Genomic DNA, 234 nt, shown 5'->3' with positions numbered 1-234 from the left:
CTTCATGGGCCCCTGGGCCGCGGGCACGCCCATCACGAAGAATGGCGCCAACCCCAACGACGCCTTTCGCGTGTCGGCGGTCGACGAGATCGTCAACGTGGGCATGCTCGACTACGCGCAGAAGAACTTCACGGCGAGCAAGTTCGGCATGATCCTGGTCAACAACCCGTGGGGCGAATCGAACGAGACGGGCCTGCACGCCGCGCTCGCCGCCAAGGGCCTGAAGGCCGTGGG

General features: G+C 66.2%; 1 pseudogene. It reads left to right on the top strand.

Annotated elements, in window-relative coordinates:
- Positions 1-234 (top strand): annotated as a pseudogene (locus AC0IYU_RS35015) (ABC transporter substrate-binding protein); the annotation flags it as partial.

Source organism: Variovorax sp. AC103, assembly GCF_979254005.1.
The sequence above is the reverse complement of the archived record's forward strand: the minus strand, read 5'-3'. Positions and strand labels throughout refer to the sequence as shown.